Source organism: Paenibacillus allorhizoplanae, from assembly GCF_927798215.1.
GTDB classification, from domain to species: domain Bacteria; phylum Bacillota; class Bacilli; order Paenibacillales; family NBRC-103111; genus Paenibacillus_E; species Paenibacillus_E allorhizoplanae.
This window is the reverse complement of the sequence record NZ_CAKMMW010000002.1, coordinates 710,969-732,380: the sequence shown is the minus strand read 5'-3', so window position 1 is coordinate 732,380 and position 21,412 is coordinate 710,969. Positions and strand designations below refer to the sequence as shown.

The following is a 21,412-nucleotide window of genomic DNA, read 5'->3' as shown; positions in this document are numbered from 1 at the left end:
ATGAAGGGTCAAAGGCATGTAAAAATCAGAGAAATTATTACTAATCATGAAATTGAAACGCAGGATGAATTGGTCGAGGCACTGCGCGCGGCAGGATTTCATGTTACACAGGCGACAGTTTCGAGGGACATTAAGGAACTCCATCTCATTAAGGTGCCGCTTGATGATGGCAGATATAAGTATTCCATGCCGGCAGATCAGCGATTTAATCCGATGCAGCGACTTCGCCGGGCATTAAGTGACCATTTTGTCAGCATTGATTATACGGATAATTTGGTTGTTATGAAATGCTTGCCAGGTACAGCGAATACGATTTGTGCTTTAATAGATAATTTGGAATGGCATGGCGTCATGGGAACAATCTGTGGAGATGATACGATACTTGTTATTTGCCGCGGGAAAGAGAATAGTGTAACTTTTGTAAATGAAGTCATGTCCTTATTATCATAAAATCAGGAGGCGTTCATGCTTACAGAACTTTCAATTCGTAATTTGGCTGTCATTGAACATGTACATATTCGGTTTAAAGCAGGTTTTCACGTCCTTACGGGGGAAACTGGCGCTGGGAAATCGATCATCATAGATGCGTTAACGCTGATTGTCGGCGGTAGAGGTTCTTCGGAATTAGTTCGTTATGGTGCTGATAAAGCAGAAATTGAAGCGATGTTTGACTTACCTGCTTCTCATCCGGTTTGGCATACGCTTACAGAGTTCGGGATTGAATCCGATGCTTCCGAGCATCTCATTATCCGTCGTGAAATTACGGCGACAGGCAAAAGCTCAAGTCGGATAAATGGTCAGCTTGTGAATATGACGATGTTACGCAAAACGGGGGAGTGGCTCGTTAATATTCATGGTCAACATGAGCATCAATCTTTGCTTCATGTGGACGAGCATATTCATTCTCTGGATTTGTTCGGAGATGCCGAGATTGAGTCAGCGAAGAAGACGTATCAAGCTAGTTATGATCAGTATATGAAGCTTCAAAAGGAGCTGAACGATCTTCAAGAAACGAGCAAGCAGGCGCTGCAAATGTTAGACCTGTATCGGTTCCAGATTGAAGAGATATCTTCAGCCAAGCTGAAATTAGGGGAAGATGAAGCCTTAGCTGAGGAGAAGCGCAAGTTAGCTAATGCAGAGAAGCTATATCAAAGCTCGTCTGAAGCTTATGATTTTCTCTATGCCACGAATCGAGGCCTCGATGCTGCTGGCAAAGCAGTCTCACGCCTTCAAGATATCGTGCAGCTAGATCCGACGAATTTGAGCCCAATTCTTGAACAAGCGCAATCGGCCTTTTACCAACTGGAAGACGCAGCTTATCAAATCAGAGACTATCGCGACAGCATTGAGTTCAATTCATCTCGATTAGATTATATCGAACAAAGATTAGATACCATCACGTCTCTTCGCCGGAAATATGGAGAGAATATTAAAGAGATTTTAAACTATTTAGAAAAGATCAAAAATGAAGTCGATACGATTGAAAATAAAGATGAAATTATTCGTAAATTAGAAGATAAGCTTATTCTTGCTGAGAAACAAGTTGGTGTTCATGCGCTTGACTTGTCTAACCTACGTAAAGGTATTGCGAGTGATCTCTCTGCTCAGATTGAACATGAATTGCGGGATCTTCAAATGGAACGGACACAGTTCCGTGTGCAGATCGCTCATATTATCGATGACCGCGGCGTTGAAGTTGACGGCAATAAGGTTCGCTTCTCCAGACAAGGCATAGATCAGGTTGAGTTTCTCATGGCTCCTAACCCAGGGGAACCGCTGCGGGGATTAAGTAAAATTGCCTCAGGTGGAGAGCTCTCCCGTATTATGCTCGCAATGAAGGCAATTTTTGCACGGATTGACCAAATTCCAGTGCTTGTCTTTGATGAAGTTGATACGGGGGTTAGCGGACGAGCGGCACAAGCGATTGCTGAGAAAATGTCCGTTCTTTCACAAAGCTGTCAAGTCTTCTCCATTACGCATTTGCCGCAGGTTGCAAGCTTTGCAGATGTTCATTTCTATATTCGGAAAGAAGTGGATCATGAGCGAACATTCACGCGAGTTCAAGATATGCCAGATGCTGGCCGAATTGAAGAGCTTGCGAGAATGCTTGGCGGTGTAGAAGTGACAGAAACGACGCTTCATCATGCTGGAGAAATGCTTACCATGGCAAAAAATAAGAAAGCAAGGGTATGAAAGTATAGATAGTCATCATTTACAGTTATAAAAGAAGGGGACTGGGGTTAACTTATAGGTACGCAATTGACGAGGTTATTCGTCAGGGCTCAAGGAATTTTGAAGGAGCGTGTTGATAGTGCAATCCAACAAAAGAAAAAGATTGTTCGGACTCTTGCTCGTCTTCTTCGTTTGCTTGGTCAGTATGTCCCCGCCTTTTCAGAGCTTCGCCTCCTTTCCACAAGAACTCCGCTTGTTTAGCGGCCAAGGGAAGCAGCTTCAGTTAACGATGCCGGTCAGTGCCCAGGTCACGGTCAAGGATACGGATATTGTAAAGGTAAATGGCAACGCCAAGCACTCATTTCAAGTTAATTTGAATGAACCTATCTCACTGCAATCCGACCATTCTGGGCAAACTGAAATGAAGCTCAAGCTGTTCGGAGCCATTCCAATCAAGACTGTCAAAGTGAATGTCGTACCTGATTTAAAAGTAATCCCAGGGGGCCAGACAATCGGTGTTAAAATTAAGTCTGCCGGTATCTTGGTAGTAGGTCACCATCTGGTGACTGTTGCCTCTGAACAAAAAGTTTCACCTGGGGAAGAAGCGAAAATTCAAGTTGGCGATTTAATAACCAAAATTAACGGCAAGGATTCTAAGGATGTTAGTAAGGTCGCAGAGCTGGTGGCCAAATCAGGCGAAAGCAAGAATCCCCTTGTTCTGCAAATTTTAAGAAACAATCAAGATCTTGTTGTGAAGTTGCAGCCAGTATATGACGTAGTAGATAAGTCTTATCGCTTGGGTCTGTACATTCGCGACTCCGCGGCAGGGGTAGGAACGTTAACCTTCTATGCACCAGATCAAGGCGTCTACGGAGCTCTTGGACATGTCATAACGGATATGGATACTCAGACACCCATTATTGTAGGCGATGGTGACATTGTCTATTCGAATGTGACGTCGATTTCCAAAAGCCATAATGGGGATCCTGGTGAAAAGCATGCTACGCTTTACAAGGACAGCAAAGTGATTGGCAATATTGAACGGAATACAGCTTTCGGGATTTTCGGGAAAATGTATGGTGCTCCTGATCACAGCCTAGAAAAAGAAGCTATTCCCGTTGCCTTCGCAGAAGAAGTGAAAGAAGGACCAGCACAGATCTATACTGTGCTTGAAGGTCAAAAGGTAGAAAAGTTTGATATCCAAGTGGTTCATGTATCCAAACAAGACGTTCCGGGTACAAAAGGCATGGTTATCAAAATCACGGATCCACGTTTATTAGATAAAACGGGTGGTATTGTACAAGGCATGAGCGGATCTCCAATTATTCAGAATGGAAAATTGATTGGGGCGGTCACGCATGTATTCGTGAATGATCCAACTAGCGGCTATGGCTGTTTTATCGAATGGATGCTTCAGGACTCCGGCATTATTCTTCGGCCGACTTCAGGGAATACGGACAAAGAACTAAAGGTGAGTTAGTTGCCTTTAGTTCTTTATTTCATTTTAACCTCATTTAACGGAAGAATAGCGAGTTTAGCGACTTCATGTCGAAAAATGTTGGAAATCGAAGATAAATATTTTATTATATAAGAAACTCAAACAAAAGAAAAGAAAAATAATATTCGACAGAAGGATTTTAAAAAGAGCTGTCGAATAGCTTTACATAAGAGAGAAAAATACCAACTTGTTTTAGTAGCTAAAGGAGGAAATTCAGTTGCAAAAAATTCAGGTATTACTTGCAGACGATAACCGAGAATTCACCCATTTATTATCAGAGTTCATTGGTGAGCAAGAGGATATGGAAATTATGGGTGTTGCCTACAATGGTAACGAGGTCCTTCGTTTTCTGGAGCAACAGCGTGAGCTGCCCGATGTTCTCATTCTAGATATTATTATGCCTCATCTGGATGGACTTGGTGTTCTGGAAAAAATGCGAGAGATGAATCTTCCTTCTCAGCCCAAAATCATTATGTTAACGGCATTCGGACAAGAAAACATTACACAAAAAGCCGTGCAGCTTGGCGCTTCATATTACATTTTGAAACCATTTGATATGGAAACCCTTACGAATCGTATTCGTCAGCTTGCTGGTAACTCTTCGACTACGACTACAACATCCTCAACCCCTCGTGCGAATGTCGTACATATGCCGAAAGGCAAAAATTTGGATGCTAACATTACGAGCATTATTCATGAAATTGGTGTACCTGCTCACATTAAAGGCTATCAATATTTACGTGAAGCCATTACGATGGTGTACAACAATATTGAGATTCTAGGTGCGATCACCAAAACGCTTTACCCTGCAATTGCCGAAAAATACAAAACAACGCCTAGCCGCGTCGAACGCGCTATCCGTCACGCGATTGAAGTCGCATGGACACGCGGCAACATCGACAGTATTTCCTTTATTTTTGGGTACACGATTAATATCTCGAAATCTAAGCCAACCAATAGCGAATTTATCGCGATGGTGGCTGACAAGCTTAGAATCGAGCATAAAGTTTCTTGAGACAGTTAGGAGCTTTATAATTTATATCAAATCAAAGGACGCTCAAATCAGAGCGTTCTTTTCATTTTTTAATGTTGCATGAATAAGATGGGAAGCAGAAAAACTACCTAGACAGTCTAGGTAGTCCTTCTGTATTAGTTTTGAATTACCAAACAAATGCGCTAGTGATAATAACCAATAAGATGAAAAGTACCAAGACAGCTGCAGCGGAAGTACCATACCCAGTTCCACAACTCATTCGAATCAACCTCCAATTGGATATTTGGTTTGTGTTTCGAGATAGCTTATGACTATTTCTGAGGAATGTTTGGGCGAAACGACTGATTGTGCTAATGTCCCTGTCCTCTGAAATAAATTTGGGGTAGAGAAGGGGCAACGTGAAAACTTGGAACCAGGGGATAAGTTGTTACGTTATTACATCGTAGCTTATTCTTTTCAACAAGAGAACGTGTAAGCGGAATTAGAGGCATGGAGGAAACGAGAATGTTATTGACGATAGTGATCATTGTGATTTTGATTGGTGTGTATGTTCTCTTTATGAAAGTGTATCCGGTATTCGGTCGAAGACCTTCTGAAGGTGATATTCGAAGGTTCAGTCAGTCACCGCAATATGCGCAAAACAAGTTCGAAAATCCAGTCCCAGCGATGATGAATATGAGCTTTCGTACAACGCTAGGGATTTTGCGCGATATGATCAAAGGAAGCCCTAACCGACGTCCTAAGTCCCCCTTACCTATGGAGAGGCCACAGTTTAATGTGAATGGTGATACCAGCGTCACTTGGTTCGGACACTCGGCTAGCTTGCTCATAATCGATGGGAAAGCCTTGCTCCTTGATCCGATGTTTGGAAGAACACCTTCGCCATTTCCGTGGATAGGTAAAAACAGATATAGCGGCGGAATCCCGTTTGAGATAGCGGAGCTCCCGCAGATTGATGCCGTCATTCTATCTCATGATCATTATGATCATTTGGATTATGGGTCCATTATGAAAATAAAACACAAAGTGAAACGGTTTTTTGTCCCACTAGGAGTAGGTGCTCATTTAATCCGCTGGGGAGTTCCAGCAGCCAAGATTGAGGAGCATGATTGGTGGGAAGAAATATCGTTCGAAGGGCTGGATTTAGCTTGTACGCCTGCCAATCACTTCTCAGGACGCAGTACGAATGATCGCGGGGCGACTTTATGGTGCTCATGGGTGATCAAAGGAGAGAGCTCTAGCATATTCTTCAGTGGGGATAGCGGATATACGCCTCATTTTAAGCAAATTGGAGATAAATATGGTCCTTTCGATCTGACCTTGATGGAATGTGGGCAATATGATGAACGTTGGGCGGATATTCACTTAATGCCGGAAGAAACGGTTCAAGCCCATTTGGATGTAAAAGGGAAGGTGATGATGCCAATCCACTGGGGTGCCTTCACACTAGCCATCCATGATTGGAATGATCCTGTGGCCCGCGCCGCGAAGGCATCTGAGACCAAAGGGGTTAAGATGGTCACGCCACCTATCGGACAGACTATTATTATAAAGGGTTCCGACGTACAGTCCTATCCGAAAACGAATTGGTGGGTACAGGCATAGTTCGAGCTGAACTAGCTACAAGGGACTTCACATGGTATTATGGTTAGGGTTAATAGTCAGATGTGAGCAGGAGAGAAGATAAGTCTATGTCGGAACAAAAAAGTGTACGGAAATTTCATTTTCTAGCCGTTGTGCTAGGAATAGCTATTGATAATATCGGGACGATGTTATCGTCAGGGGTGATTGGCAGTCTATATTTTGCTAACCGGCCTTTGGAAGATCAAGATGTAAATGCGATTTATTCAAATGCAGCTCTCTTACTTTTATTTCTGGTCGTTGGCTTGTTCTGGACTTTCCTAGGTAGTTATTTCACCGCGAAGGTTGCCAAACGAGGGGAACTATTCAACGCAGCGATCATTGGGGTCATTGGTGCAGGGATTGGGTTTGATTCGATATTAACACAGGATGTAATCCCGCTATGGTACGAATTGATTGGATTAGTAGCCATCGTACCGGTATCGCTCCTAGGTGGATATCTTGCATTGAAGAGGAAGAAGACATCCCAATCCTAATTACCTGTTTGGTACATTAGATAGGGTGATCTGCTGAATCTAGTGGAGTGAATTGTGCTTAGGAGGTGGAATTATGCCTAAGTTCGCGAATGAGAGTGAAGAAGCGACGGCATTTCTACGCAAACAGACAGGCAGCAGTCAATTGGTGTGCTACACGTATATTGATGCTGAGAATAGCTTGGAGAGTTTTTTTATTGTGAAGACAAGTAATAAGGTCATTCAAGTATCCTTTGCGGAGATTGCGTATGATCCGAGGAATTACCAGAGCTTACTAGAGGGGCTCTATCGTGTTATCTATGAATAATTAATTGATCTACACATGGAAAACCCCCTAACCAATGCGGCTAAGGGGTTTTCTCATGTTCATGCCAATTACTTAATGAACGTTAAAGCTTGATCAGCGATGGAGAACTTGTAGCGATCAAGGCAATTGCACAGGTAATCTTTGCGGCAAATTGGGCAAGGTTCTTTCATCAAACGGTTCAAATCCGTTACGCGGCCGATGCCAGTTTCAGCATCTCTTTCAAAGAAAAGACGGCATTTGTTGCGATCTTTCAAGGAAACTACAACCTCGAAAAGTCCATTCTTTTTATTATCACTCACTATTGTTGCATCAACTACCTGCGGATCGTAGGCCATATGTATTTCCTCCTAAGAGTTTGCTCAGCTAGACAATCTACATCGCAAATTCATAAATTAACATGCTTTTCTCTTTGTTTGCTCAGTTGCATTAGTATATTATATAAATAAAAAAGATTTTATTCAATAGGAGGTCATCTAGACATGATCATGGACTATTGTGAACAAGAAATTTCAGAAGGTCAGACTTTCATTCACATCGGTTTACAGTTCGAGGATGAGCCTGATTCTTTGTATGTGGCAGAGCTTGAGGTTGACGATCATGGGGTTGTTAAGCATTGGCAGTTATTCTTCAATGGGTTTGATTGCAAATATAATTTCCGACCATCTGAGAAAGAAGAAATGATCCATTACGCAGCTTCACGAGGGATTACCATTCGGGAATTAGACGACCCGGAATAAGAAAAGGAATTATCACCATGTTCATCAGTATGGTTCAAATTCCTTGATTTGTGTTTATTCTGTTGTTTGTTTTGAAGTTCTATTCGTGTTGGTGTCGTTCGGGTTACTGGATTCGTACCGTGCCAGTGCAATCGCTGCATCATAGGATCCAGCTTGCCTTCACGTAGATTGCGTTGACGCAATTTTTGGGCTTGTGATCGGGACATCGTAATTCCTCTTTTCTATTTGTAGTGTGTGAGTCTATTTCTATTGTAACAGGTGATGAGGAAGAGGCAATGGAAAGTTTAGTTGATAATGAAAAAGGGTGAACAATATGCGCATTCAAATCCAGTTAGCGATAGATGGCGAAACGAAGAAAACGGAAGTGCTCGAAATTGCCGAGCATAAACTTGGTGAAATGACGGACGAAGAGATTGAGCAAGCAATTGAGGTGAAGATTCGAACGTGGGTTGATTGGATGGTTCAAGTGGAATGGGAAGTTATTGACGAGTAGGTGGTAATAAAACGGCCCCGTAAGGATCTACCCTACGGAGCATCAGTGTACAACCTATGTATGTTAGTGAACGATGTTGCCTACTCCGGTCTTCTGCAAAGCATGTTCCCAGCTTGGGTAGTAATACAGGGCGTTTTTCATAAGATCAGGATGCAGCTTCTTCACATTTTTTTTGGCTAACGATTCCCCTGTGCTGTGAAGCTGTACAATTTGGCCTAACACTTCGTCTGCGCTCATGTTTAGCTCCATAGATGTCCTCTCCTTTCTTTACGAATATTAAACAATGCTTGCCATTCAAAGCTTAAAATATACATAGAATTTTGTGGGATCGGGTAAATTAGGTAGGCCATGAGACGACGTTAGGAAAGCTAGGTGTCTAACTATGAATTGGTCATCTTTATCTTTATTTGCCACAAAGCCAAACCTAATTTGCAAAGGGAAAATAGCTAAGATAACAGGTTCATTTGAAACGTTTGAACAACTTTCAAGCGGTCGTATACTCGTGCTTTCACAGAGTGATATCGAGGAAGAACAGGCACAAGAACTGTTAGACCGAAGAGTGAAAGCGATCGTTCATTGTGGGCAAGCCATGAGTGGTGTCTTCCCGACGGAAGGTCCGCTATTATTGTTGCAGCAGCATATTCCCATTATTGAAGTGGATGCCGTTCATGCTGAAATCTTTCTGCAGGAAGCGGAAATGATTATTTATCATGATATGATCCATATAGCCGGTCAATCAGTCTCATGTAAGCTATTTACGAGAGAAGACTGGTTGATAGCGCAACAGGCTGCCAATGAGCAGGCGAGTGAACGGTGGGAGCCCTTTATTGAACACACTTTAGCTTATGCAATGCAAGAAAAACAAGCTTTCAGAGAGTCATTACCCAACTTGCCGCTGCGCACGGAATTCACGGGTAGACACATCTTGGTCGTGTCCGATGGGAAGGGTTATAAGAAGGATCTGCAAGCCGCTAGTGGATTTATAACGGCGTTTAAGCCGATATTACTTGGCGTTGGTTCAGGAGCGGATGCGCTAATATCCAGCGGTTATCAACCAGATGTAGTTGTTAGTGATGCAAATCAAATTTCGAATCACGTGTGGAAGAGTGGGGCAGAAATCATTGTCCACACCTACCCAGATCCTCAAGAAATCCTTGATCATTGTTCACTTGATGGCCTAAGTAAGCATCATCATGTCTTGCCCTGTATAGGTAACAGTGAGGATGCTGCTTTATTGTTAGCCTATGAAAAGGGTGGAGAATGGCTGATTACAGTCGGCGTACAATCGTATATGAGTGATTTTGTAGCAAAAGGCTTAGCAAATATGGGAAGTGCGTTGCTTGTTCGAATGAAAATTGGAGCTCGTCTCGTAGATATAAAAAGCTTACAAGCGTTAACGCTTCAACCAACGGGGTGGCGGAGAGAAGTGCTTTCCACTATTGGTCTATCTTGTGTTTTCATTGGTTTGAGTCTGTTCCAATTGCATTGGATACTTAAACGAGCGAGTCATGTCGTGTGGAAGCTTGTTGGGGTAGAATGAGGGCTTTGACGAAAAAAAACGACCGGACATAGTGTCCGGTCTATTTGTTGCGCTTTGGTTTGAATCGTGGAGCCAAATAATTTCGCTTACGATCTCTGAAGAAAGTCCATCCGCCAATAAAGGCAACACCGATCAGAAATAATACCAAGCCTAAGAAGAATTTCCCCCATAGCATACCGCTATTAGCAACTGTATCAAATTGTGCGAAAAAGGCATCTTTCATTGCGAGAAAGCCATAAGTAGCGGTTATTCCAGGAATAACGAGAAGTAGAATAGCAATAAAACGATAAAAGGGTGCTTTCATAGTAACTCCTTACCTGACATGAAACATGTTTTTTCTAACATCATAACCCGAAACCGCTAGCGTGTCTAATTCCCAACATAATAATTTATAAGTTTCCAGTGCTCGGAAAAACAAATTCTTATTGGCGATATAAACACCATTTAAAATGCGGTCGCTCATCCCCGAATTGCTTCAATAGAAGTTTTTCTCACAAATAAGACTATGACTTCGATCCCAAAAAAGGGTAATATAATAGAGACGCACGTATACATATAACAAGTAATTGTTTCATAGGAGGCTAACTAGCATGAGTGAACATAGATATGATGTCGTGGTATTAGGTGGCGGAATCGGCGGGTATACCGCAGCAATTCGTGCTGCACAGCTCGGGAAGTCTGTAGCGATTGTTGAACGCGATAAAATGGGTGGTACATGCCTGCATCAGGGCTGTATCCCAAGTAAAGCTTTGCTGAGAAGTGCTGAAGTGTTTGCCGCGATGAAGCATAGCGAAGATTATGGCATCACAGCACAATCCATCTCGCTGAATTTTGACCAAGTAGTAGGACGTAAGCAACGAATTGTCGATCAACTGCATCAAGGACTTCAATTTCTGATGAAAAAGAATAAGATTACGATTCACCATGGAAATGGACGGATTATCGGACCTTCGATTTTTTCACCACGCAGCGGCGCTGTCTCTGTGGAGAAGGAGGATGGCGATATCGAAACGCTCCTTTCGAGCAATTTGATTATTGCAACGGGCTCTAGACCACGCAGTTTGCCAGGATTAGAAATAGACGGTACTTCAATTATTACTAGCGAAGATGCGCTGCGGATGGAAAGTCTGCCGAAGTCGATCATCATTGTTGGCGGTGGGGTCATCGGTGTTGAATGGGCTTCGATGTTAAACGATTTTGGCGTGGAGGTAACGATCGTAGAAATCGATAAGCGATTAGTCAGCTTAGAAGACGCTGATGTTTCCAAAGAGTTAGAACGTTTATTCAAGAAACGTGGGATAAAGCTGGAGACGGGTACGAAATTGCTCCCGGAGTCTGTGAAAGTGGCAGATGGCAAGGTTACGATGCAAGTGGACAAGCAGGGTGAAGTACAGGAACTATCCGCAGAACGAGTTCTGGTTTCGGTTGGTCGGGTGGCGAATGTCGAAGCAATGGGTCTTGAGAATACGGATGTCAAAATTGATAAAGGCGTCATTCGCGTCAATCGCTATATGCAAACGACGGAATCCCATATCTACGCGGTAGGTGATGTAATCGGCGGACTTATGCTGGCGCATATGGCTGGCCATGAGGGAATCGTGGCAGCAGAACATATTGCTGGACATCAACCGGATGAACTTCAGACGCACCTTGTATCCAAATGTACATATACAAGACCTGAGATTGCCAGTGTTGGTTGGACCCAGCAGCAGGCGATTGATCAAGGTCGCCAAGTGAAAGTTGGCAAATTTAGTTTCAAAGGAATAGGGAAAGCTCTAGTTTATGGGGACTCCGATGGCTTTGTTAAAGTAATTGCTGATAAAGACACGAACGATATCCTAGGTGTTCACATGATTGGCCCTCAAGTTACTAACAGCATTACTGAGGCAGCGCTAGCTCAGGTGTTGAACGCAACGCCTTGGGAGGTTGGACAGACGATCCACCCGCATCCAACACTTTCGGAGGCTTTGGGTGAAGCGATGCTAGCTGTGGATGGCATTGCAATTAGCGGATAAAAATTGTAATCATAAACGTTTGCGTTTATAATATGCTTATAGAGTCAAGTACTAGGACCAGGTATTAAGTTTTAGTAGTCATTTAATCTCACTAAGGAGGCAAACTCCATGTCCATTGGTCAACTATATAAGCACAGAAGTTTAGGATTATCCGATGATGAAGCACTACGTATGTATACGGTCATGAGCCTTGCAACTAAATTCGATGAGCGCGCCTTCATGCTGCAACGGGCAGGTAAAATTCCGTTTCACGTATCAGGTATGGGACAGTATGCCGGACAGGTTGGTATGGCCTTTGCGATGCAAGCTCAGAAAGATTATTTCTTGCCATATTACCGTGATTATGCGTTCGTTTTATCGGTTGGAATGACTGTGAAGGATCTCATGCTCGCCATTTTCTGCAAAGCGGAAGATGTGAATAGTGGTGGCAGACAGATGGCAGGTCATTTCGGTGATCGTAAAAATCATATCGTAACCGCATCTTCACCTGTTACTACGCAAGTTCCGCATGCAGCGGGGATTGCTTTGGCGGCGAAGATGAAAAAACAGGATTTCGTTACTTTCGTTTCATTCGGAGAAGGATCCAGCAATCAAGGAGATTTCCATGAGGGTTGTAATTTTGCAGGTGTACATAAGCTGCCGGTTATCTTCGTTTGTGAAAATAATCAATATGCGATTTCTGTCCCACTCCATAAACAGGTGGCAGGCAAAATCGCGGATCGTGCGATTGGATATGGCTTCCCAGGTGTACAAGTCGATGGCACTGATGTCTTGGAAATGTACCGCGTAACGAAAGAAGCAAGAGAAAGAGCCCTTCGTGGAGAAGGACCAACATTAATAGAGATGCTGTGCTATCGCATTATGCCGCACTCCACCTCGGATGACGATATGTTGTACCGTACGAAGGAAGAAGTCGAAGAAAATCGCAAGAAGGATGGCATCTTGAAATTCAAGGAGTATCTCATCGCTTGTGAGCTGTGGAGTGAAGAGCAAGACCTAGCGCTTCAAGAACGTCAAAAGCAAGAAGTCAATGAAGCAACGAAGTATGCTGATCTTGCCCCTTATCCGAAGCCGGAAGATACGCTTCTTCATGTTTATGCGGAAGGAGATGGCAAATAGAGATGGCAGTTATAACGTATTTGGAAGCAATCCGTTCTGCGATGCAGGAAGAAATGCAACAGGACGACAACGTATTCGTGTTAGGTGAGGACGTAGGAAAAGGCGGCGTTCTTAACACAACCAAGGGACTTCGTGATCAATTTGGCGAAGAACGCGTAATGGACACGCCACTTGCAGAATCGGCAATCGTTGGTGTTGCCATTGGCGCAGCGATGTATGGGATGAAGCCGATCGCTGAAATTCAATTTGCCGATTTTATTTTCCCGGCAACGAATCAAATCTTGAGCGAAGCGGCGAAAATTCGCTATCGTTCGAACAATGACTGGAGCTGCCCGATCGTCATTCGTGCTCCTTATGGCGCAACAGGCGCTGGTGCGTTGTACCATTCCCAATGTCCAGAATCCGTGTTCTTCGGTACACCAGGCCTGAAAATCGTAGCACCATCGAACCCGTATGATGCCAAGGGTCTGCTGAAAGCGGCTATTCGCGATGGAGATCCTGTGCTTTATTTTGAACATAAGAAATGTTACTTGGCTTTATCGGCCGAAGTTCCGGAAGAAGACTACATTGTACCTATCGGCAAAGCTGACGTGAAGCGTCAAGGGACAGATATTACCGTTATCGCCTATGGCATGGTAGTCAATTATGTGCTTCAAGCCGCTGAGGAACTGGCCAAGGAAGGGATCTCGGCTCATGTGCTTGATTTGCGTACCTTGCAGCCGCTCGATCGCGATGCGATCCTAGAAGCCGCTAGAAAAACAGGCAAAGTACTTATAACTCATGAGGACAACAAGACCGGTGGTGTCGGAGCAGAGGTATCTGCGATTATCGCGGAAGAAATGCTATTTGAGTTAGATGCGCCGATCGCAAGATTATGCGGCCCAGATGTACCAGCCGTTGCAAGTAATCCTCCAATGGAGAAGTTTTTCCTTCTCAATGCTGATAAGTTGAAGGATGCTATGCGCCAGCTTGCTTTATTCTAGATGTTTGTTCTTATTCGTTGATCTTTTCCGAAATTAGGAGGTACTTGTATGAACCAAACCGGCCGCCTCACCGAGGTTACTGTTCCGCATTTGGCGGAAAGTCTCGTTTCGGCTACAATCGGCAAATGGCTGAAAAAGCCAGGCGATTATATTGAACAATATGACGTTCTTTGTGAGCTTTTCACAGAGAAAGTAAATACAGAAATGCCTAGTCCCATTGAGGGCAAGTTGATCAAAATTATTGTCGGCGACGGTGAAACGGCTGCCGTTGGTGAAGCGATTTGTGTCATTGAGGAGCCTGCTGACTCCTCAGCGGCGGCTTCAGCAGCGCCTGTTGCTGTCACGGATTCAGCAGTTGCTACCGAAGACACGGATCAAAGCATGCGTGGCCGCTTCTCCCCAGCGGTCCACAGACTTGCCCAAGATAACCGTGTCGATTTGTCACGCGTTGCAGGTACAGGTCTTGGCGGACGTATTACGCGCAAGGATGTAGAGACCTTCATCGCATCAGGTGGAGCTAATGCAGCTAACACTGCACCTGCGGCTGTTCAAGCAGTCTCTTCAGCAGCGCCCGTAGCAGCCTCTGTTGTCCCAGAAGAACCGGTGAACCAGCCTGTTCGCAGCTCAGGTATCCATTTATCAGCGAGTCCACAGACACCGCTGATCGAAGCAGAAGGCCACAACTTAGATGCTCGGAATGAGCATTTCATTGATGTAACACCAATGCGTAATGCGATTGCTACGAAGATGCGTCAAAGCGTCACCGAAATTCCTCACGCTTGGACTATGATTGAAGTGGATGTAACGAATCTAGTTGTTCTGCGGAACAAAGTGAAGGACGAGTTCATGCGCCGCGAGGGTATCAACTTGACTTACCTCGCGTTTATGCTGAAGGCTGTCGTCAATGCGATCAAAGACTATCCGATTATTAATTCCGTGTGGGCTGTTGATAAAATTATCGTGAAACGCGATATTAATATTTCCTTGTCTGTTGGTACGGAAGATTCCGTTATGACGCCGGTGATCAAGAAAGCAGATCAAAAGAATATCGCAGGACTTGCAAGGGAAATTGATGAGTTGACGAAGAAAACGCGTGCGGGGAAATTAGCTCTCACGGATATGGTTGGCGGTACATTTACCGTTAATAATACAGGCTCCTTCGGTTCGATTCTGTCGTATCCAATCATTAACTATCCGCAAGCGGCGATTGTTACATTCGAATCGATCGTGAAGAAGCCTGTCGTCATTCAAGATATGATAGCGGTGCGCTCCATGGTTAACCTTTGTTTGTCGCTCGATCACAGAATTCTGGATGGTGTGATCTGTGGAAGGTTCCTACAAAGAGTGAAAGAAAATCTAGAAAGCTACAACGCGGATACTAAAATTTACTAACGTTTTATGACGTGAAAAATAATCCGGCTGTAAACAATAAACTAGATAACAGCATAACGAAGAGCATAATGTAAATAACGACTTTAAACCATTTCTTATTCTGTAGCACGGGGTTCACTCCTTTTTCATCCAAGCTTGTACTGTTTTATTGTAACTCAAAGTGTGTATCGGAGGAAAGTACATGATTCAACAAGATCGTTTAGTTCAAGAATTCATTTCCCTTGTTCAAGTGGATAGTGAAACTAGATTTGAGCAAGATATCTGCGTTGTACTCAAAGAGAAATTCGGTAAGTATGGCTTACATGTCGTCGAAGATGCGTCGATGTCCAAGAGTGGACATGGTGCAGGTAACTTGATCTGCACATTGGAAGCGACAGACAGCAATCCGGCAATTCCTACCATTTTCTTTACATGCCATATGGACACGGTTGCTCCAGGGAATGGCATTAAGCCTCAAATTGGTGAGGACGGGTATATTCGCTCTGATGGCACAACGATTCTTGGCAGTGATGATAAAGCGGGTATTGCTGCCATGCTTGAAGGGATTCAAGTTCTGAAAGAACAGAACATTCCGCATGGCCGTATTCAGTTCGTCATTACCGCAGGTGAAGAGAGCGGCTTGAAAGGTTCTCGCGCCATGGAACGCAGCTCCATGGAAGCTGAATATGGCTTCGCATTAGATTCCAATGGGAACCTTGGTGCTATTGCTACTGCGGCACCTGGGCGTGCAGAAATTGAAATCATTTTCCATGGAAAAACAGCGCATGCTGGTGTGAATCCGGAAGATGGTATCTCGGCTATCCAAGTGGCTAGCAAAGCTGTTTCGCGCATGTCATTGGGTAGAATCGATAAAGAAACGACAGCCAATATTGGCAGCTTTTCTGGCGTAGGCCCGCTGAACGTGGTATGCGATAAAGTGAAAATGGAAGCTGAAGCACGCAGCATAGTGCAGCACAAACTGGAAGCGCAGATAGAAGCGATGAAACAGGCTTGTGAATCTGCTGCTGCAGAAGCAGGTACGACCTGTGAATTCCATGCGGATATCGTCTACGCATCTTATATGCATGATGATTCTGCACCGATTGTACAATTAACTTCACGCGCGATGAGCACGATAGGTTTAACAGCAAGTACGTTCCACTCGGGTGGCGGCAGTGATGCGAATGTGTTCAATGGGATGGGAATTCCTACTGTGAATTTGGCCGTTGGTTATTTAGACATTCACACGGTCAAAGAGCGCATTGCGATCCGTGATCTCGTCAAAACAGCTGAACTCGTCGTGGCGCTTGTGAAAGAAGCAGCAAAGGTTTAGCTCCATAAATAAAATAAAAACCGATTCGTCCGCCAACTGGCGCGGCTAATCGGTTTTCGTTCATTTATGCTTGGATGATTCGAAGTTTATGTGAATGTCCTTGTGAGGAAGGCTTCTGATTTATGTACAAGCCTGCTAAGAAATCAACCATTGGTATCTTCGGATCCCCTTGTTGAAGCAGTTGTTGCAGCTGATATTTGATCTCCCAGGCTTTACCTACAAGTCGAATTTGATTAGCACTCACATAGCTCTTCATATCACAGACCCTCTTTTCAGGAAAATATTTGATATAATGAACGATATGCTGCATGTGGACAAGTTAGACCAATTTACGAGGATGAGGTGCACGAATGACAGACCATAAGAAATTTGAAGAAGTGACAACGAGCAGTGAAATGATTTTCAAGGGTAAAATAATATCCCTGCAAGTAGATCAAGTGACGTTGCCCAATGGAGGAACAGCTTCGCGTGAGATCGTTAAGCATCCTGGTGCAGTAGCGGTAATCCCGCTCCTAGGGGATAAAATGATCGTCGTAGAGCAGTACCGTAAGCCGCTTGAGAAGAGTCAGGTGGAAATCCCTGCTGGGAAGCTCGACAGCGGTGAGGAGCCTCTGAGAGCGGCCTTGCGTGAGCTTGAGGAAGAGACAGGATATAAGTCAGATAACATTCGATTGGTAAGCTCTTTCTACACGTCACCTGGGTTTGCAGATGAGATTATCCATTTATACATAGCGGAAGATTTAGTAAAGGGTACAGCGAACCCCGATGAGGACGAATTTCTTGATTGTGAAGCGATCACCTTAGAACAAGCTCAGCAGTATATGCGTGAGGGACGTATCAGTGACGCCAAAACGATCATGGCGGTCTATGCTTGGCAGCTTTACAAGTTAACGGGTCAGATCTAAATGTTGAAGGATTACTATGTTGATCTGCATATTCATATTGGCCGGACGGAGAAAGGTCAAGCTGTCAAAATAAGCGCAGCGAATAATCTCACCTTTTTCAATATTGCTCATGAAGCTGCGAACCGTAAGGGGATGGAGATGATCTCCATCATCGATACACACTCTCCGTCAGTCCAAGAGGAGATTATGATGTATTTGGATAAGGGAGACATGGCGGAGCTCGAAGGCGGGGGAATTCAGTATCGGAATACATCCATCATCCTGGGGAGTGAAATTGAAGTAAGAGACCCAGGGATGGGGCCGGCGCATGTTTTGGCCTACATGCCAAACCTTCAAGTGATGCAGGAGTTTACGGGATGGATGAGCCGGCATATGAAAAATGTGGAGCTTAGTTCTCAACGTATCTATGTGCCTGCACGTGATCTCCAGGAAGAGGTGCTGGGCCGGGGAGGCATCTTAATCCCTGCACACATCTTTACGCCGCACAAAAGCGTGTACGGCAGCGCTACAAGCTGCATGAATGATTTGCTTGATGTGAAGCAGATACCTTCGGTTGAACTTGGGCTAAGTGCGGATTCGGATATGGCTGGGTACATCTCTGAGCTGGATGATTTCACATATATAACGAATTCAGACGCTCATTCCTTGGCCAAAATAGGTCGTGAATATAACCAGATGAAACTTGCTGCGCCAACCTTTGATGAGTTAGCTAAAGCTCTTCGACGTCAGGATGGACGAGGAGTTACTGCCAACTATGGCCTGAACTCGCGATTAGGCAAATATCATCGAACCTATTGCAGCGTGTGTGAGGCTGTATTGGACGATAGCGAAACAGCTGTGGAACGCTGTGTTAATTGCGGCAGTGCCAAAATTGTGCGCGGCGTCATGGATCGAATCATGGCGATTGCAGATCGGGAGATGTCTTATCAGCCAGCGCATCGTCCACCATACCATTTTCAAGTCCCCTTAGAATACATCCCAGGATTGGGTCCGAAGAAGCTGGAACAACTGCTAAGCCAGTTCGGAACAGAAATGCAGGTCTTACACCATGCAACGCCAGAGGCGTTAGCTAGTGTCGTTGGGGACGAGATTGCTGCGTACCTTGTGAGTGCTCGAGAAGGGACCTTACATCTCGAAGTTGGCGGCGGCGGAAAGTATGGCAAAGTGAAAAATCATTCATAGTTTTACCTTTTCGCTCATAAGCTTGTCTTTGTAGAGGTTGTACAAGGAGGGAGTGGCGAGTGTGAATAGGAACTTAACGATGAAACAATATATGAAGGATAATTTGCCGTTATTTATATTCGTCTCTGTGCTCTTTGTTATTGGCGTTGTTTTCGGTGCCGTCATGGTTAATGCACTTTCCTTGGAACAGAGGACGGAAATGACCCGTCATTTGGGCAGTTTTTTTCATGAAATTAATGAAGGCATCGAGATTGACAGCCAGCAATCGTTTAGTCAAGCATTCGGTATGCATATGAAGTGGATACTATTAATTTGGTTATTTGGCTTGTCGATCATAGGTTTGCCGTTAATCTTAGTATTGGATTTTCTAAAAGGTGTACTGATTGGCTTCACGGTCGGATACCTGGTGGGTCAGATGTCATGGAAAGGGATGCTTTTTGCACTTGTAGCCGTTGTTCCTCAGAATTTGATCGTAATACCGGCGATCTTATTCTGCAGTGTGGCTGCGATGTCATTCTCGCTTTATATGATAAAGCATAGAATCATGAGTCGTAGTGGTAACATTTACCAACCTTTCATGAGATATACAACGATCACCTTAGCAATGGGAGGCTTCCTTTTAGCAGCTGCATTATTAGAAGGATACTTCTCCCAATATATGATGAAATGGGTAACCCCAATGCTGGTGGGGGTTTATGGGGAATGAAATGAATTGTGATTGTGTTTGACTTTGTCAGCAAGCTCCCCCTATAATGAAAAGAGTGGCTAAAAATGGGCTAGGATGCCCACCTTTCTGAGGGGGAGGCATATGGAAGCAAGGATCGAGAAAATTAAACAACAACTACAATCCCAGGGGTACAAGCTTACACCTCAACGGGAAGCTACTGTTCGCGTTCTACTGGAGAATGAACAAGATCATCTTAGTGCAGAAGATGTGTTTATGCTTGTGAAGGATAAAGCGCCAGAGATCGGGCTAGCAACAGTGTACCGTACGTTAGAACTTCTGAGCGAACTGCATGTCTTGGAGAAAATGAATTTTGGTGACGGCGTGGCTCGTTACGACTTACGTGACGATAATTCACGACATCATCATCATCACTTAATTTGCGTGCAATGCGGAGCCGTAGATGAAATCATGGAAGACTGGCTCGGACCTTTCGAAGAACGGTTAGAATCAGAATTTCATTTTCAAGTCTTAGATCATCGACTTGATTTCCAAGGTATTTGCTTTCGTTGTAACGAACGCGGGAAACCGGACTCATTGGAGAAATCCCACTAACAGCTGCCGCAAGGAAGCTGTTCAACTTATGAAAATGCCTGTATGCAGACAAATGCATACAGGCATTTTTGTGTTTACATCATATGCTAAATAGTAGCTAGGAGTTAGCTTACTGTCACATAATTGGCAAGGGTGTCGGGGTACATTATAGACGAATGATCCGAAGGAAGAAGGTGGCGAGTATGTCGAAACCAAACCTAGTCGTTGGCGTTCCTAAAGAAATCAAGAACAATGAAAATCGAGTAGCTTTGACCCCAGGCGGTGCAGGGATGCTGCAAATGTCTGGTCATCGTGTGTTGGTCGAAGCGGGAGCAGGCATTGGCAGTGGATTTTCAGATGAGGATTATAAGCAAGAAGGCGCTACAATAATCGCACATGCAGCAGAAGTGTGGGCGCAAAGTGATATGATCATGAAAGTGAAAGAGCCGTTGCCTGCTGAATATGGCTACTTCAAAGAAGGTCAGATGCTATTTACTTACTTGCACTTAGCAGCTGCTGGCGATCTGGCAGCTCAGTTATTGGAGAAGAAAGTGACGGGTATTGCCTATGAGACGATTCAACTGCCGAATGGCTCTCTGCCTTTACTAACACCGATGAGTGAGGTTGCGGGGCGGATGTCTGTACAGATTGGAGCCCACTATCTCGAGAAATTCTATGGAGGCCGCGGCATTCTGCTTGGTGGTGTTCCAGGCGTTCCGCCGGCAGATGTCATTATTCTAGGCGGTGGAATTGTAGGCACGAATGCAGCCAAAATGGCGCTAGGACTTGGTGCAAATGTCGTTATTATTGAACGAAGTGCGGACCGGATGCGAGCCTTGGATGACATTTTCGGAGGGCATCTCCGTACATTGATGTCCAATCCGTATAATATTGCTAGTGCAGTCCAAAAGGCAGATCTGCTCATTGGGGCAGTCCTCATCCCAGGGGCAAGAGCACCGCGATTAGTGACAGCAGCGATGGTACAGAGTATGAAGCCAGGCGCCGTCATTGTGGATGTTGCTGTCGATCAAGGAGGTTCCATCGAAACGATTGATCGTGTAACCACCCATAGTGATCCAACCTATGAGAAGTTCGGTGTCCTGCATTATGCGGTTGCCAATATGCCAGGAGCTGTTCCTCGTACCTCAACGCTTGCTTTGACGAATGTCACCTTGCCATACGCATTGGAGTTGGCTAATAAAGGCTTCACACAAGCTATAGCAGAGAACTACACACTACAATTAGGTGTGAATACGTACAAAGGTAATGTCACCCATCCAGCGGTCGCTGAGGCGCTCGGAATGCCTTATACCAAATTGATTGATCTGTCATAATCATAGACCGAACCTCATATTCTGTTCCTAAGACATGGGATAGACATGGGGGACGGG

General features: G+C 44.5%; 25 protein-coding genes and 1 pseudogene. 20 read left to right on the top strand and 6 right to left on the bottom strand.

Annotation, left to right across the window (positions count from 1 at the left end):
- The 4 genes from ahrC to spo0A all read left to right on the top strand — a co-directional run bounded on the left by ahrC (nucleotide 1) and on the right by spo0A (nucleotide 4,685).
- Nucleotides 1-450, top strand: a complete 450-nt coding sequence (ahrC, locus tag L6I86_RS06065; RefSeq protein ID WP_236285558.1) for a transcriptional regulator AhrC/ArgR — start codon at nucleotides 1-3, stop codon at nucleotides 448-450.
- Nucleotides 451-465: 15 nt separating this feature from the next.
- Nucleotides 466-2,193, top strand: coding sequence for a DNA repair protein RecN (gene recN, locus L6I86_RS06060; protein ID WP_236285556.1), 1,728 nt, complete (start codon nucleotides 466-468; stop codon nucleotides 2,191-2,193).
- A 118-nt stretch (nucleotides 2,194-2,311) separates the two neighbouring features.
- On the top strand, nucleotides 2,312-3,652 hold the full coding sequence (spoIVB, locus tag L6I86_RS06055; RefSeq protein WP_236285554.1) for a SpoIVB peptidase: 1,341 nt from the start codon (nucleotides 2,312-2,314) through the stop codon (nucleotides 3,650-3,652).
- Between the two features lie 235 nt (nucleotides 3,653-3,887).
- The gene (gene spo0A, locus L6I86_RS06050; protein WP_056614643.1) at nucleotides 3,888-4,685 is read left to right on the top strand and encodes a sporulation transcription factor Spo0A; all 798 of its coding nucleotides are present in this window, start codon (nucleotides 3,888-3,890) and stop codon (nucleotides 4,683-4,685) included.
- A gap of 145 nt (nucleotides 4,686-4,830) precedes the next feature.
- Here spo0A and L6I86_RS06045 read toward each other — a convergent pair whose 3' ends face one another.
- Nucleotides 4,831-4,923 carry a YjcZ family sporulation protein gene (locus L6I86_RS06045; RefSeq protein WP_082595420.1) on the bottom strand — a complete coding sequence of 31 codons (93 nt, stop codon included), beginning with the start codon at nucleotides 4,921-4,923 and terminating at the stop codon, nucleotides 4,831-4,833.
- 245 nt (nucleotides 4,924-5,168) lie between these two features.
- Here L6I86_RS06045 and L6I86_RS06040 point away from each other — a divergent pair, with 245 nt between their 5' ends.
- The 3 genes from L6I86_RS06040 (at nucleotide 5,169) to L6I86_RS06030 (ending at nucleotide 7,085) form a co-directional block, all read left to right on the top strand.
- Entirely contained in the window at nucleotides 5,169-6,269 is a 1,101-nt protein-coding gene (locus L6I86_RS06040) for an MBL fold metallo-hydrolase (protein WP_236285552.1), read from the top strand.
- A gap of 86 nt (nucleotides 6,270-6,355) precedes the next feature.
- Entirely contained in the window at nucleotides 6,356-6,781 is a 426-nt protein-coding gene (locus L6I86_RS06035; RefSeq protein WP_056614634.1) for a hypothetical protein, read from the top strand.
- Nucleotides 6,782-6,854: 73 nt separating this feature from the next.
- Nucleotides 6,855-7,085 (top strand): hypothetical protein, encoded by a 231-nt coding sequence (locus tag L6I86_RS06030; RefSeq protein WP_236285550.1) that lies wholly within the window; start codon nucleotides 6,855-6,857, stop codon nucleotides 7,083-7,085.
- A gap of 68 nt (nucleotides 7,086-7,153) precedes the next feature.
- Here L6I86_RS06030 and L6I86_RS06025 read toward each other — a convergent pair whose 3' ends face one another.
- The gene (locus tag L6I86_RS06025; protein ID WP_028554204.1) at nucleotides 7,154-7,420 is read right to left on the bottom strand and encodes a hypothetical protein; all 267 of its coding nucleotides are present in this window, start codon (nucleotides 7,418-7,420) and stop codon (nucleotides 7,154-7,156) included.
- A 144-nt stretch (nucleotides 7,421-7,564) separates the two neighbouring features.
- On the opposite strand from L6I86_RS06025, the gene L6I86_RS06020 reads away from it, so the two are divergent.
- Both L6I86_RS06020 and L6I86_RS06015 read left to right on the top strand, forming a co-directional pair.
- Nucleotides 7,565-7,822 carry a hypothetical protein gene (locus tag L6I86_RS06020; protein WP_236285548.1) on the top strand — a complete coding sequence of 86 codons (258 nt, stop codon included), beginning with the start codon at nucleotides 7,565-7,567 and terminating at the stop codon, nucleotides 7,820-7,822.
- Between the two features lie 313 nt (nucleotides 7,823-8,135).
- The gene (locus tag L6I86_RS06015; protein WP_236285546.1) at nucleotides 8,136-8,315 is read left to right on the top strand and encodes a hypothetical protein; all 180 of its coding nucleotides are present in this window, start codon (nucleotides 8,136-8,138) and stop codon (nucleotides 8,313-8,315) included.
- A gap of 63 nt (nucleotides 8,316-8,378) precedes the next feature.
- On the opposite strand, the gene L6I86_RS06010 is transcribed toward L6I86_RS06015, so the two are convergent.
- Entirely contained in the window at nucleotides 8,379-8,564 is a 186-nt protein-coding gene (locus tag L6I86_RS06010; RefSeq protein ID WP_028554206.1) for a hypothetical protein, read from the bottom strand.
- Between the two features lie 133 nt (nucleotides 8,565-8,697).
- On the opposite strand from L6I86_RS06010, the gene steA reads away from it, so the two are divergent.
- Complete coding sequence (steA, locus tag L6I86_RS06005) at nucleotides 8,698-9,855, top strand: putative cytokinetic ring protein SteA (RefSeq protein ID WP_236285544.1); 1,158 nt, start codon at nucleotides 8,698-8,700, stop codon at nucleotides 9,853-9,855.
- A 40-nt stretch (nucleotides 9,856-9,895) separates the two neighbouring features.
- Here the strand turns inward: steA and L6I86_RS06000 are convergent, their stop codons facing one another.
- Nucleotides 9,896-10,159 (bottom strand): DUF2627 domain-containing protein, encoded by a 264-nt coding sequence (locus L6I86_RS06000; protein ID WP_056614619.1) that lies wholly within the window; start codon nucleotides 10,157-10,159, stop codon nucleotides 9,896-9,898.
- Nucleotides 10,160-10,445: 286 nt separating this feature from the next.
- On the opposite strand from L6I86_RS06000, the gene lpdA reads away from it, so the two are divergent.
- The 4 genes from lpdA to L6I86_RS05980 all read left to right on the top strand — a co-directional run bounded on the left by lpdA (nucleotide 10,446) and on the right by L6I86_RS05980 (nucleotide 15,364).
- Nucleotides 10,446-11,870: a dihydrolipoyl dehydrogenase gene (lpdA, locus tag L6I86_RS05995; RefSeq protein WP_236285542.1), complete on the top strand. Its 1,425-nt coding sequence runs from the start codon at nucleotides 10,446-10,448 to the stop codon at nucleotides 11,868-11,870.
- 108 nt (nucleotides 11,871-11,978) lie between these two features.
- Nucleotides 11,979-12,989 (top strand): thiamine pyrophosphate-dependent dehydrogenase E1 component subunit alpha, encoded by a 1,011-nt coding sequence (locus L6I86_RS05990; protein WP_236285540.1) that lies wholly within the window; start codon nucleotides 11,979-11,981, stop codon nucleotides 12,987-12,989.
- 2 nt (nucleotides 12,990-12,991) lie between these two features.
- A complete protein-coding gene (locus L6I86_RS05985) occupies nucleotides 12,992-13,972 on the top strand; it encodes an alpha-ketoacid dehydrogenase subunit beta (RefSeq protein ID WP_056614608.1) in 981 nt (326 codons plus the stop codon).
- A gap of 48 nt (nucleotides 13,973-14,020) precedes the next feature.
- The gene (locus L6I86_RS05980; protein WP_236285538.1) at nucleotides 14,021-15,364 is read left to right on the top strand and encodes a dihydrolipoamide acetyltransferase family protein; all 1,344 of its coding nucleotides are present in this window, start codon (nucleotides 14,021-14,023) and stop codon (nucleotides 15,362-15,364) included.
- A 4-nt stretch (nucleotides 15,365-15,368) separates the two neighbouring features.
- Here the strand turns inward: L6I86_RS05980 and prli42 are convergent, their stop codons facing one another.
- Nucleotides 15,369-15,473: a stressosome-associated protein Prli42 gene (gene prli42, locus L6I86_RS05975; protein ID WP_157256922.1), complete on the bottom strand. Its 105-nt coding sequence runs from the start codon at nucleotides 15,471-15,473 to the stop codon at nucleotides 15,369-15,371.
- 72 nt (nucleotides 15,474-15,545) lie between these two features.
- On the opposite strand from prli42, the gene L6I86_RS05970 reads away from it, so the two are divergent.
- The gene (locus L6I86_RS05970) at nucleotides 15,546-16,676 is read left to right on the top strand and encodes a M20/M25/M40 family metallo-hydrolase (protein ID WP_236285536.1); all 1,131 of its coding nucleotides are present in this window, start codon (nucleotides 15,546-15,548) and stop codon (nucleotides 16,674-16,676) included.
- Nucleotides 16,677-16,857: 181 nt separating this feature from the next.
- Here the strand turns inward: L6I86_RS05970 and mciZ are convergent.
- Nucleotides 16,858-16,932, bottom strand: a pseudogene (mciZ, locus tag L6I86_RS35885) (Z-ring formation inhibitor MciZ); the annotation flags it as partial.
- A 94-nt stretch (nucleotides 16,933-17,026) separates the two neighbouring features.
- On the opposite strand from mciZ, the gene L6I86_RS05960 reads away from it, so the two are divergent.
- From L6I86_RS05960 to ald, 5 genes are all read left to right on the top strand, one after another.
- Nucleotides 17,027-17,581: an NUDIX hydrolase gene (locus tag L6I86_RS05960; RefSeq protein ID WP_056614596.1), complete on the top strand. Its 555-nt coding sequence runs from the start codon at nucleotides 17,027-17,029 to the stop codon at nucleotides 17,579-17,581.
- Complete coding sequence (locus tag L6I86_RS05955; RefSeq protein ID WP_236285532.1) at nucleotides 17,582-18,763, top strand: endonuclease Q family protein; 1,182 nt, start codon at nucleotides 17,582-17,584, stop codon at nucleotides 18,761-18,763. It abuts the gene before it with no gap.
- Between the two features lie 61 nt (nucleotides 18,764-18,824).
- Complete coding sequence (gene spoIIM, locus L6I86_RS05950; protein ID WP_235550466.1) at nucleotides 18,825-19,469, top strand: stage II sporulation protein M; 645 nt, start codon at nucleotides 18,825-18,827, stop codon at nucleotides 19,467-19,469.
- 102 nt (nucleotides 19,470-19,571) lie between these two features.
- Nucleotides 19,572-20,042, top strand: a complete 471-nt coding sequence (gene fur, locus L6I86_RS05945) for a ferric iron uptake transcriptional regulator (RefSeq protein WP_056614591.1) — start codon at nucleotides 19,572-19,574, stop codon at nucleotides 20,040-20,042.
- 182 nt (nucleotides 20,043-20,224) lie between these two features.
- On the top strand, nucleotides 20,225-21,355 hold the full coding sequence (gene ald / locus L6I86_RS05940; RefSeq protein ID WP_236285531.1) for an alanine dehydrogenase: 1,131 nt from the start codon (nucleotides 20,225-20,227) through the stop codon (nucleotides 21,353-21,355).
- Nucleotides 21,356-21,412 lie beyond the last annotated feature (57 nt).

Bases quoted from the DNA above. Each gene is read 5' to 3' on its own strand.
- ahrC (WP_236285558.1), top strand. From the start codon at position 1: ATGAAGGGTCAAAGGCATGTAAAAATCAGAGAAATTATTACTAATCAT.
- recN (WP_236285556.1), top strand. From the start codon at position 466: ATGCTTACAGAACTTTCAATTCGTAATTTGGCTGTCATTGAACATGTA.
- L6I86_RS06045 (WP_082595420.1), bottom strand. From the start codon at position 4,923: ATGAGTTGTGGAACTGGGTATGGTACTTCCGCTGCAGCTGTCTTGGTA.
- L6I86_RS06040 (WP_236285552.1), top strand. From the start codon at position 5,169: ATGTTATTGACGATAGTGATCATTGTGATTTTGATTGGTGTGTATGTT.
- L6I86_RS06035 (WP_056614634.1), top strand. From the start codon at position 6,356: ATGTCGGAACAAAAAAGTGTACGGAAATTTCATTTTCTAGCCGTTGTG.
- L6I86_RS06030 (WP_236285550.1), top strand. From the start codon at position 6,855: ATGCCTAAGTTCGCGAATGAGAGTGAAGAAGCGACGGCATTTCTACGC.
- L6I86_RS06025 (WP_028554204.1), bottom strand. From the start codon at position 7,420: ATGGCCTACGATCCGCAGGTAGTTGATGCAACAATAGTGAGTGATAAT.
- L6I86_RS06020 (WP_236285548.1), top strand. From the start codon at position 7,565: ATGATCATGGACTATTGTGAACAAGAAATTTCAGAAGGTCAGACTTTC.
- L6I86_RS06015 (WP_236285546.1), top strand. From the start codon at position 8,136: ATGCGCATTCAAATCCAGTTAGCGATAGATGGCGAAACGAAGAAAACG.
- L6I86_RS06010 (WP_028554206.1), bottom strand. From the start codon at position 8,564: ATGGAGCTAAACATGAGCGCAGACGAAGTGTTAGGCCAAATTGTACAG.
- steA (WP_236285544.1), top strand. From the start codon at position 8,698: ATGAATTGGTCATCTTTATCTTTATTTGCCACAAAGCCAAACCTAATT.
- L6I86_RS06000 (WP_056614619.1), bottom strand. From the start codon at position 10,159: ATGAAAGCACCCTTTTATCGTTTTATTGCTATTCTACTTCTCGTTATT.
- lpdA (WP_236285542.1), top strand. From the start codon at position 10,446: ATGAGTGAACATAGATATGATGTCGTGGTATTAGGTGGCGGAATCGGC.
- L6I86_RS05990 (WP_236285540.1), top strand. From the start codon at position 11,979: ATGTCCATTGGTCAACTATATAAGCACAGAAGTTTAGGATTATCCGAT.
- L6I86_RS05985 (WP_056614608.1), top strand. From the start codon at position 12,992: ATGGCAGTTATAACGTATTTGGAAGCAATCCGTTCTGCGATGCAGGAA.
- L6I86_RS05980 (WP_236285538.1), top strand. From the start codon at position 14,021: ATGAACCAAACCGGCCGCCTCACCGAGGTTACTGTTCCGCATTTGGCG.
- L6I86_RS05970 (WP_236285536.1), top strand. From the start codon at position 15,546: ATGATTCAACAAGATCGTTTAGTTCAAGAATTCATTTCCCTTGTTCAA.
- L6I86_RS05960 (WP_056614596.1), top strand. From the start codon at position 17,027: ATGACAGACCATAAGAAATTTGAAGAAGTGACAACGAGCAGTGAAATG.
- L6I86_RS05955 (WP_236285532.1), top strand. From the start codon at position 17,582: ATGTTGAAGGATTACTATGTTGATCTGCATATTCATATTGGCCGGACG.
- fur (WP_056614591.1), top strand. From the start codon at position 19,572: ATGGAAGCAAGGATCGAGAAAATTAAACAACAACTACAATCCCAGGGG.
- ald (WP_236285531.1), top strand. From the start codon at position 20,225: ATGTCGAAACCAAACCTAGTCGTTGGCGTTCCTAAAGAAATCAAGAAC.